Here is a 9,933-nt window from a genome sequence, read left to right on the forward strand (position 1 = left end):
GGCCTTCGCCGATCTGGGACCGGTGAAGATGTCGAACAGCCGCAGGGACTCCAGCAGCGGGCCGGCGCCCTCGCGCAGCGCCTGTTCGACGTCGGCGGCCGGGACCGCGTCGTCCACCACCAGGGCGACGTCCTGGGTGGCGACCGGGAAGGTGGAGACCCGCGGCCCGGTGACCGGGGCGCCGCCGGCCCGCTCCAGCAGGTCCAGGTCCAGCTCCATCGCACAGGTCCGCTCGGGCAGCCCGAGCGCCTTGGTGACCCGCGGGTGCAGCTCGCCGGCGTGGCCGACCGGCACCTCGGTCCCGTCGGCGGCCACGGCCAGCAGCACCGCGCACCGCCCGGGGTGGAAGGGCGCGTACTGGTCCTGGCGGACGGTCAGCGCGGCGCGCGCCTGGCGGGCCACCAGCCGGGCCGCCTCGACCGCGTCGGCCCAGGTCGCCGGATGGCCCTTGCCCCACCAGCCGTCCTGCTCCCGGGCGCCGGCCAGCACGACGGCGAGCCGGCGCGGCTGGTCGGGCAGCGCCGCTTCCACCGCGGCGATCTCCTGAGGAGTGGGCCGCCGGTCGACCGGCAGGCGCGGCGGCAGCGGCGCCCCCGGCCGGGGCCGGAAGACCAGCCCGCTCTCGAACAGCGCCAGGTCGTGCGCCCCGCGCCCGGTATTGCGCCGCAGTGTGGCCAGCAGCCCGGGCAGCAGCGTGGTCCGCAGCAGCGGCTCGTTCTCGTAGAGGGGGTTGGCCAGCCGTACCGCGCGGCGGCGCGGATCGTCCTTGTCCAGGCCGAACTGGTCGAAGACCTCGGCGCCGACGAAGGGGTAGCTGGGGGCCTCGGTGTAGCCGGCCCCGGCCAGGGCCCGGCCGATCCGGCGGCGCAGCAGCTGCGACTCGGTCAGGCCGTTGCCGGACGGCAGGCGCGGCAGGGTGGACGGCAGGTTCTCGTAGCCTTCGAGCCGGATGACCTCTTCGGCGAGGTCGTTGGGGAAGGCCAGGTCGGGCCGCCAGCTCGGCACGGTGACGATCAGCTCGCCGGTGTCCGGGCCGGAGCTGTCCGCCGGGTCGGGCTCCTTGACCTCGCAGCCGATCTGCCGCAGCCGGCGGACCACCGTCCGCCTGCCGTACTCGGTGCCGGCCACCCGGTCGGGGTGGTTGGCGGGCATGGCGACCGTGCGGGGCGCCGACGGCTCGGCCAGTTCGGTGACGCCGGGCTCGGCGGAGCCGCCGGCCAGCAGCACCAGCAGGTCCACGGCCCGCTGGGCGGCGGCGGAGGTGATCTCCGGGTCGGTGCCGCGCTCGAAGCGGCGGGACGCCTCGGAGGCCAGCTTGTGGCGGCGGGCGGTGCGGGCGATGGAGACCGGCGCGAAGTGCGCGGCCTCGATGACGATCTCGGTGGTGCCCGCGTCCGAGCCGGTGTCGGCGATCTCGGTGTGGGCGCCGCCCATCACCCCGGCCAGGCCGATCACCCCGCGGTCGTCGGTGATGACCAGGTCCCCGGGATCGAGCACCCGCCCGACCCCGTCGAGGGTGGTGAGCTTCTCGCCGGCCTCGGCGCGGCGGACCCCGATCGGTCCGTCCAGCCGGGTCCGGTCGTAGGCGTGCAGCGGCTGGCCGATCTCCATCATCACGTAGTTGGTGATGTCCACGGCAAGGGAGATCGGGCGCATGCCGACCTTCTGCAGCCGCCGCTGGAGCCAGATCGGCGAGCGGGCCTCGGAGTTGACGCCGGTCACCGTGCGGGCGGTGAAGCGGTCGCAGCCGGCCGGGTCGGCGATCTTGACCGGGTAGCCGAGGGCGTTGGGCGCGGGTACGTCGATCAGCGCGGGGTCGCTCAGCGGCACCCCGTAGGCGATCGCGACCTCGCGGGCCACGCCCCGCATCGACAGCGCGTAGCTGCGGTCGGGGGTGACGGCGATGTCGAGCACCTCGTCCACCAGCTCCAGCAGGCCGATCGCGTCGGTGCCGGTCTCGTGCTCCGGCGGCAGCACGATGATGCCGTCGTGGTCGTCGCCCATGCCGAGCTCGGCGGCGGAGCAGATCATGCCGTGCGAGGTGCGGCCGTAGGTCGTACGGGCCGAGATGTGGAAGTCGCCGGGCAGCACACCGCCGGGCAGGATCACCACGACCTTGTCGCCGACCGAGAAGTTCCGGGCGCCGCAGACGATCTCCTGCGGTTCGCCGGTGCCTCCCCCGGCGCCGCCGACGTCCACCGTGCAGAAGCGGATCGGCTTCTTGAAGCCCTCCAGCTCCTCGATGGTGAGCACCTCGCCGACCACCAGCGGGCCCTTGACGCCGGCGCCGAGCTGCTCGACGGTCTCGACCTCCAGGCCGGCGGAAATGAGCTTGGCCTGGACGTCGCGGCCGGTCGCACCGGCGGGCAGGTCGACGTACTCCCGCAGCCAAGAAAGCGGGACCCGCATCAGATCTCCATCCCGAACGGGAGGGTGAAGCGCACGTCACCCTCGACGATGTCTCGCATGTCCTCGACGTTGTGGCGGAACATCAGCATCCGCTCGATGCCGAAGCCGAACGCGAAGCCGCTGTACTTCTGGGGGTCCACGCCGCAGGCGATCAGCACCTTCGGGTTGACCATCCCGCAGCCGCCCAGCTCGATCCAGCCCTCGGAGGAGCAGGTGCGGCAGGGGCGGTCCGGGTTGCCGACGGACTCGCCGCGGCAGACGTAGCAGAGCATGTCCATCTCGGCGGACGGCTCGGTGAACGGGAAGTGGTTCGGCCGCAGCCGGGTGGTCATGCCCTCGCCGAACAGCGCGACGACCATGTGGTCCAAGGTGCCCTTGAGGTCGGCCATGGTCAGGCCCTCGTCCACCGCCAGCAGCTCGACCTGCATGAACACCGGGGTGTGCGTGGCGTCCAGCTCGTCGGCGCGGTAGACGCGGCCGGGCGCGATGACGTAGACGGGCAGCTCGCGATTGAGCAGTGCGCGGATCTGCACCGGCGAGGTGTGGGTGCGCAGCACGATGCCGGACGGCTCGCCGCCCTCGGGGGCGGGGGCGTCCTCGGCGGCCTCGACGAAGAAGGTGTCCTGGGTCTCGCGGGCCGGGTGGTCGGGCGGGAAGTTCAGCGCGTCGAAGTTGAACCACTCGGCTTCGACCTCGGGACCTTCGGCGACCTCGTAGCCCATGGCGACGAAGACGTCCTCGATCCGGTCGGACAGCGTGGTCAGCGGGTGGCGGGCACCGGCCGGTACGCGGTCGTACGGCAGGGTGACGTCGACGGCCTCCTCGACCAGCACCCGGGTGTCGCGCTCGGTCTCCAGTTCGTCCTGGCGCGCGGCCAGGGCCTTGTTCACCGCGCCGCGGGCCTGGCCGACCCGCTTGCCGGCCTCGGCCTTGGCCTGCGGCGGCAGTGCGCCGATCTCCCGGTTGGCGAGCGCCAGCGGCGAGGTGCCGCCGGCGTGCGCGGTCTTGACGTGCGCGAGGGCGTCCAGGTCGCGGCGCCGGCGATGGCGGCGATCGCCTCGTCACGCATCCGCTCGATCTGTTCCGGCTGCAACGCCTCGACCTCTACAGGGTCGTACGACTTGTTCGGTGCCGACATCTCTTCCCGTTCCGAAAGTGGGTGCTGTTGGGGGCGCCCCCAGGGCCGGGCCTCCGCAGAGGCTCTGCCCGGCCGGACACATGCCAAAGACTGAGTCTAGTGGGCTCGCTCGGCACGCTCGGGGACGCCCGTGGTCGGGCGGCGGCGCCCGCCGGGGCGGCTCCGGTGCGTTCCGGCGGCGGGCGGGCGGCCGATGGACGGCCGGCCCGCGGGCCGATGGGAGGGGTAGGCCGGCTCGCGCGGCGCGTACCGGTCCCGGGCGGCCCTCAGGCCAGGAACGCGGGGGCCCCGACGGGCAGGATAAATCGGAACTCGGCGCCGCCGCCGGGGGCCCGGCCGACCGCGATGGCGCCGCCGTGCGCCTCGACGATGCCCTTGACGATGTACAGCCCCAGGCCGGTGCCGCCGCGCTTGCTGCCCCGCCAGAAGCGGGTGAAGACGCGGCTCATCGACTCCTCGGGGATGCCGGGCCCTTCGTCGCTCACGGTGACCGCGGTGCCTTCCGTTGTCCGGTCGCCCTCGGTGCCGGGGGCGGCTGCCACCTCGATGGTGACAGTCCCCTCGCCGTGGCGCACCGCGTTTTCCAGCAGGTTGCCGAGGATCTGGTCCACTTTGTCGGGGTCGGCCCACAGCGCCGGCAGCGGTCCGGCGACCCGCAGGTGGAAGCGGTCGGCGGGCTGGCCGGCGGCGACATGGGCGTCGAGGTGCCGCTGCACGGCGGCGGCGATGTCCACCGGCTGGCGGCGCACCTCCAGCCGCCCGGTGTCGATCCGGGAGATGTCGAGCAGCTCGGCGATCAGCCGGGTGACGCGGTTGGCGTCGGCGTCGACCGTCTCCAGCATGACCTTCTTCTGGTCCTCGGTGAAGCGCTCCCACTTGGCGAGCAGCGTGGCGGTGAAGCCTTTCACCGAAGTCAGCGGGGAGCGCAGCTCGTGGGCGACGGTGGCGATCAGCTCGGCGTGGCTGCGCTCGGTACGCCGGCGGGCCTCGGTGCCGCGCAGGGTGACCACCAGCCGGCGGACCGGTCCGCCGGGGTGGGTACGGACGAAGCGGGCCACCACCAGCACCTCGCGCCCGCCGGGCAGCAGCAGGTTGCGCTCGGGCTGGCCGACCCGGATGGTCAGGCCGGCGTAGGGGTCGGTGAGCTGCCACCAGCGGCGGCCTTCGAGGTCCTCCAGCGGCAGCGCCTGTTCCACCGGCAGGCCGATGACGTCGGCGGCCCGCAGTGCGGTGATCCGGGCGGCGGCGGCGTTGAAGCAGATCACCCGGTGCTGCTCGTCGGCGATCACCAGGCCGTCGGGCAGGTCGTCGGGGTCGACGCCCAGCGCGTCGAGCGGGCCGCCGGAGTCCGGGTCCGGGCCGTCGAGCGGTTCGCCGGCGGCGGCCGGGACGGGGGTGGCGGACCGTGGTTCGCCGGGCGGGTCCTGGGGGTGGGGCTCGGGGGTCCGCCGGTCTTCGGGCCGGCCGTCGAGCGTGCTGCGGATGCCGTTCTGCGGCATTACGTCCATCTCCGCCACCCCCCTCTCAGGGCCCCCGGGCCGCCACCCTACTAGGTTGACGCGAGGCTGCGGCACCCTCCGGGAGCGCGCTGGGCGCGCGCGGAGGCGTACAGGCACACGGCGGCCGCCGTAGCGAGATTGAGGCTTTCCGCGCGCCCGTGCATGGGTACGCGTACCACCCCGTCGGCCAGGGCCCTGGTCTCCTCGGGCAGACCCCACGCCTCGTTGCCGAACACCCAGGCGGTGGGGCCGCCCATGGCGCCCGCGTCGAGTTCGTCGTCCAGGTCGCGGCTGCCGGCGCCGTCGGCGGCCAGCACCCGGACGCCCGCGGCGCGCAGTCCCGCGACCGCCTCGGCCACCGGCACGTCCACCGCGACCGGCAGATGGAACAGGCTGCCGGCCGAGGCGCGTACCGCCTTGGGGTTGTAGAGGTCCACCGAGGCGTCGGTGAGCACCACCGCGTCGGCGCCGGCCGCGTCGGCGCAGCGCAGCACGGTGCCGGCGTTGCCGGGGTCGCGGACATGGGCGAGCACGGCGACCAGCCGGGGCCGTCCGGCCAGCACCTCGGCGAAGGGCGTGTCCAGGAAGCGGCAGACCCCGACCAGTCCCTGCGGGTTGACGGTGTCGGAGATCTCGGCGACCACCTCGGGGGTGGCGCTCAGTACGGGGACGCCGGCCGCCCGGGCGGCGGCCACCAGGTCGGCGTGCCGCTCGGCCGCCTCGGGGGTGGCGTACAGCTCGACCAGGGTCCGGCCGGCCGCACCGCCGGGATGCCCGACGGCCTCCCGGACGGCCTGCGGCCCCTCGGCCAGGAAGCGCCGCTCCTTGCCGCGGAAGCTGCGCTTGCCCAGCCGGTGCGCGGCGGTCACCCGGGCGGAGCGCAGCGAGGTCAGCTCGGGGGTGGACATGCGGGGCTCACTTCCCGGTGGCGGGGCGGCGCCGCCCGGCGGCGCCGGACCCACCGCGGGCGGACAACGAACGGGCCCGCAGGGGAGGATTCACCCGCGGGCCCGGAAACCACGTCGTGCCGGAGCGGCGTCACGCCGCCTTGGGCGCGTTCACGTCGGACGGCAGCGCCTTCTGGGCCACCTCGACCAGCGTGGCGAACGCGTTGGCGTCGTTCACGGCCAGCTCCGCGAGGATCTTGCGGTCCACCTCGACGTTGGCGGCCTTCAGACCCTGGATGAAGCGGTTGTAGGTGATGCCGTTGGCGCGGGCGGCGGCGTTGATCCGCTGGATCCACAGCTGACGGAAGTCGCCCTTGCGCTTCTTGCGGTCGTTGTAGTTGTAGACCAGGGAGTGGGTGACCTGCTCCTTGGCCTTGCGGTACAGGCGCGAACGCTGGCCGCGGTAACCGCTGGCCTGCTCGAGGATCGCCCGGCGCTTCTTCTGGGCGTTGACTGCCCGCTTGACGCGTGCCACTTGATAACTCCTTCTCAGGGGCCGCGGCGATGCTCACACGGCCCGAAAGCGAATGGGGTCCCGGATCGGACCGCGCGCCCCGGTCGGGGGCGCGCCGGTCACTTGCCGAGAAGCTTCTTGATCTTCTTGACGTCCGACTTGGCCACCTCGACGGTGCCGGTCAGGGCGCGCGTCTTGCTGGACGGCTTGTGCTCGAGCAGGTGGCGCTTGCCGGCCCGCTCGCGCAGCACCTTGCCGGAGCCGGTGATCTTGAAGCGCTTGCTCGCACCGCTGTGGGTCTTGTTCTTCGGCATGGCGCCGTGGTCTCCTCGTCGCTGGCCCTCCCGTACGCCGGTAGGCGCACGGAGAGCGTCAGTTCTGCATTCCGACCCGCGAGCCGGGGGCTCCGGGATGTTCTCAGCCGGCGTCGTGCGCCGGTACCTCTTCTGCCGCGTCCTCGGCGTCGTGCGCCTGCACGTGGTCCTCGTGCTCGTCCAGGTGCTCGTGCTCGTCGTCCGTGCCGTCGTCCGAAACGTCGCCGCCGTCACCCTGGCGGCTCGCCTTGCGGGCGGCCTGGGCCTCGCGGGCCTCGGCCATCGCCTCGGTCTTCTTCTTGTGCGGGCCGAGAACCATGATCATGTTGCGGCCGTCCTGCTTGGGGTTCGACTCGATGAAGCCGAGCTCCTGGACGTCCTCCGCGAGCCGCTGCAGCAGTCGGTAGCCCAGCTCGGGCCGGGACTGCTCACGGCCGCGGAACATGATCGTGATCTTGACCTTGTCGCCCTGCTTGAGGAACCGGACGACGTGACCCTTTTTGGTGTCGTAGTCGTGCGGGTCGATCTTCGGCCGGAGCTTCATCTCCTTGATGACCGTGTGCGCCTGGTTCTTGCGCGCCTCACGGGCCTTCATGGCCGACTCGTACTTGAACTTCCCGTAGTCCATGAGCTTGCACACGGGGGGACGGGCGTTCGCCGCTACCTCGACCAGGTCGAGGTCGTACTCCTGCGCAAGCTCCAGGGCCTTGGCAAGCGGCACAATGCCCACCTGCTCGCCACTGGGACCGACAAGTCGCACCTCGGGAACGCGAATCCGGTCGTTGATGCGGGGCTCGGCGCTGATGGGGCCTCCTCGGTTGTACGACGCGACTGACTGGCCGACAGCCGCGCTTGAGTCTGTCTCGTCCGACCCCGTACCCAAGGCGTGAAAAAACGCCCCATACGGGAGACAGGCGGGGCTCCTCACAACCGGGAGCACCGCCGCGCTATTCCGCGGGGCGCATCGGACGGGGCCCGATCGGCGGGAAGCCGTCCGGGTGACCGTCTGACCGGGACCCGTCGGCCCTGGGGCCGACCAGGTGGGAGATCGGAGCCTCCACTTGCTGGCCGGACACATGGGTGTCCAGCCGGTCGTCCCCCCAGTGTACCCGCCCGGGGCCGAAGGCCGTAATCGGCCGGACGGGGCATATCGTGTGTCGCATGAGCGACGCACCCTCCGCCCCTGCCGCATCGTCCTCCCAGGAGGCACCCGGCTTCGACGATCTGACCCGCGACATCGCCGACGTGCCGGCCGTCGAGGTGATCACGACGGTGGCCGTGCACCTGATGAGTGCCGCGGCGGTCAACCTGGGCCTGGCCGAGGAGGGCGAGCAGCACCGGGACCTCGACGAGGCGCGCAAGCTCATCGAGGCGCTGGCCGGACTGGTCACCGCGAGCGCGACCGAGATCAGCTCCTTCCACGCGGCGCCGCTGCGCGACGGGCTGAAGTCGCTGCAGCTGGCCTTCCGCGAGGCGTCGACCGTGCCGGACCAGCCGGGCCAGGGGCCCGGCGAGAAGTTCACCGGGCCGGTCTACGGCTGAGCGGCACCACTGACCGCGCGGTGCGGCCGACCGCCGGCTCCGCAGCCGCGTGTACGGGGCCGGCCACCGGGCAGGCACCTCTGCGGGCCTCTTCCTGACCTGTTCCCGACCTATTCCCGACCCGGTCCCCCGGGGCCGTCCGGCCCTCCCGGGCCCTGCGAGCCGCCGGGCCCGTCCTGGTCCCCGGGCCCCCGGGAGTCACCGGGCCGCCGCCCCCAGCGCCCCTCGGGTCGCGTCGAGCCGTCCCGGCCCTCGGATTCCTGGGTTCGGGCGTCCAGCTCCGCTTCGGTGGCGGCCACCCTGGCGGCCTTGGCCGCCATCAGCGCGGGGTGGGTGAATTCGTGGACGACCGCCGCGAGGGCCCCGCCGACCAGCGGCGCGACCAGGAACAGCCACACCTGGTTCAGCGCCGGGCTGCCCGCGAAGACGGCCGGGCCGAAGCTGCGGGCCGGGTTCGCCGAGGCGCCGGTCAGCGGGATGCCGATCAGGTTGATGACGACCAGCGCGATGCCGATGGGGATGCCGCCGAAACCCACCACGGCCACCCGCTGGGTGACCGCGAGGTACACGAAGACCAGCAGGAAGGTCAACATCAGCTCGGCCACGAAGGCGCCGCCGATATTGACGCCGATCGCGGACCGGGCGTTGTAGCCGTTGGTGCCGAAGGCGCCCTGCCGCTTGAAGCCGGGGACCTGGTCGGCGACCAGCAGCAGCAGCGCGGCGCCCACGATCGCGCCCACCAGCTGCGCCACGACGTACACCACGGCGGCGCGGACGTCGATCCGCCGGGTGAGCAGCATGCCGAGCGTGACCGCCGGATTGAGGTGGCAGCCGGAGATCGGGCCGAAGACGTACACCAGCGCCAGCAGCACGAAGCCGAAGGCCAGCGCGATACCCAGCGCGCCGATGAACTGGCCGGAGAGCACCGCGGCGCCGACGGCGAAGAACACCAGCAGCAGCGTGCCGAGGAATTCGCAGATCACCGGCTTGGGGTCCATCGTGCGCAGGGCGGCCAGGTGCTCGCTCATCGGACCTTCTCGGATCTCCATCGGACCTCCTCAGCGATGATCGACAAGCTCGCACTTTGCATTGTGCGGCTGCGTGGTGATCCCCACATCTCGGGAGGAAGCGGGCGGCAGGCGCGGACAGCGGTCGGTCGAGGGCCGGGGGGAACCCGGATCGTCCGCACGCCGGCGGGGAGTATCCGGGCTGATGGCGTCGGTGCCGCCGACCACCCCGCTCGCGGCGCTGGTGGTCAGCGCCGACCGCGGTCCGCGCGGCTCAGGGAGTAAGTGCTCCGGGTCAGCGGCTGAAGAGCGGCTCGCCCGGCACGGTGGCGTCGGCCGGCAGCAGGGCGAGGTCCAGCCCCTGGACGAGCGCGCCGCGCAGCACCTCGTCGGCGGCGAGCGCGGCGGCCAGCGCCCGGCCGGTCACCGCGGCGTCGGCGCCGGGGGCCAGGACCAGGCCGAGGGTGCCGTCGCTGCCCGGCTGCCCGGTGCTCAGATGGGCCCGGGCCACCCCCCTTCTCCGGCGGCCACCGCGGCCCGCAGGGCCTCCCGCACGGCCGGGTCGGCCAGCGGATCGGCGCGGCCGGGGCCGAGCGCGGCGGTCCGCAGCGCCGCGCCGGTCA

General features: G+C 73.2%; 8 protein-coding genes and 2 pseudogenes. 1 reads left to right on the top strand and 9 read right to left on the bottom strand.

Features of this window, described 5'->3' with window-relative positions:
• From pheT to infC, 7 genes and pseudogenes are all read right to left on the bottom strand, one after another.
• The coding region (gene pheT, locus GA0115240_RS23725) for a phenylalanine--tRNA ligase subunit beta (RefSeq protein ID WP_107407203.1) at positions 1-2,409 on the bottom strand (2,409 nt) is incomplete at its 3' end.
• Positions 2,409-3,547 (bottom strand): annotated as a pseudogene (pheS, locus tag GA0115240_RS23730) (phenylalanine--tRNA ligase subunit alpha). The pseudogene pheS and the gene pheT, both read right to left, overlap by 1 nt.
• Positions 3,548-3,813: 266 nt before the next feature.
• Entirely contained in the window at positions 3,814-5,055 is a 1,242-nt protein-coding gene (locus tag GA0115240_RS23735; protein WP_237555147.1) for a sensor histidine kinase, read from the bottom strand.
• Positions 5,056-5,096: 41 nt separating this feature from the next.
• Complete coding sequence (locus tag GA0115240_RS23740) at positions 5,097-5,954, bottom strand: TrmH family RNA methyltransferase (protein WP_093739442.1); 858 nt, start codon at positions 5,952-5,954, stop codon at positions 5,097-5,099.
• Positions 5,955-6,084: 130 nt separating this feature from the next.
• Complete coding sequence (gene rplT / locus GA0115240_RS23745; RefSeq protein WP_093739444.1) at positions 6,085-6,468, bottom strand: 50S ribosomal protein L20; 384 nt, start codon at positions 6,466-6,468, stop codon at positions 6,085-6,087.
• A gap of 98 nt (positions 6,469-6,566) precedes the next feature.
• Positions 6,567-6,761 carry a 50S ribosomal protein L35 gene (gene rpmI, locus GA0115240_RS23750; RefSeq protein ID WP_093739446.1) on the bottom strand — a complete coding sequence of 65 codons (195 nt, stop codon included), beginning with the start codon at positions 6,759-6,761 and terminating at the stop codon, positions 6,567-6,569.
• A 103-nt stretch (positions 6,762-6,864) separates the two neighbouring features.
• The gene (gene infC, locus GA0115240_RS23755; protein WP_093739452.1) at positions 6,865-7,566 is read right to left on the bottom strand and encodes a translation initiation factor IF-3; all 702 of its coding nucleotides are present in this window, start codon (positions 7,564-7,566) and stop codon (positions 6,865-6,867) included.
• 356 nt (positions 7,567-7,922) lie between these two features.
• Between infC and GA0115240_RS23765 the strand changes: the two genes are divergently transcribed.
• Positions 7,923-8,303 (top strand): DUF1844 domain-containing protein, encoded by a 381-nt coding sequence (locus tag GA0115240_RS23765; protein ID WP_093739448.1) that lies wholly within the window; start codon positions 7,923-7,925, stop codon positions 8,301-8,303.
• Positions 8,304-8,413: 110 nt separating this feature from the next.
• On the opposite strand, the gene GA0115240_RS23770 is transcribed toward GA0115240_RS23765, so the two are convergent.
• Both GA0115240_RS23770 and GA0115240_RS37150 read right to left on the bottom strand, forming a co-directional pair.
• Positions 8,414-9,352 (bottom strand): MIP/aquaporin family protein, encoded by a 939-nt coding sequence (locus GA0115240_RS23770; RefSeq protein WP_370673367.1) that lies wholly within the window; start codon positions 9,350-9,352, stop codon positions 8,414-8,416.
• Between the two features lie 253 nt (positions 9,353-9,605).
• Positions 9,606-9,933 (bottom strand): annotated as a pseudogene (locus tag GA0115240_RS37150) (SseB family protein); the annotation flags it as partial.

It is taken from the genome of Streptomyces sp. DvalAA-14 (assembly GCF_900091855.1).
In the GTDB taxonomy this organism is placed as follows: domain Bacteria; phylum Actinomycetota; class Actinomycetes; order Streptomycetales; family Streptomycetaceae; genus Actinacidiphila.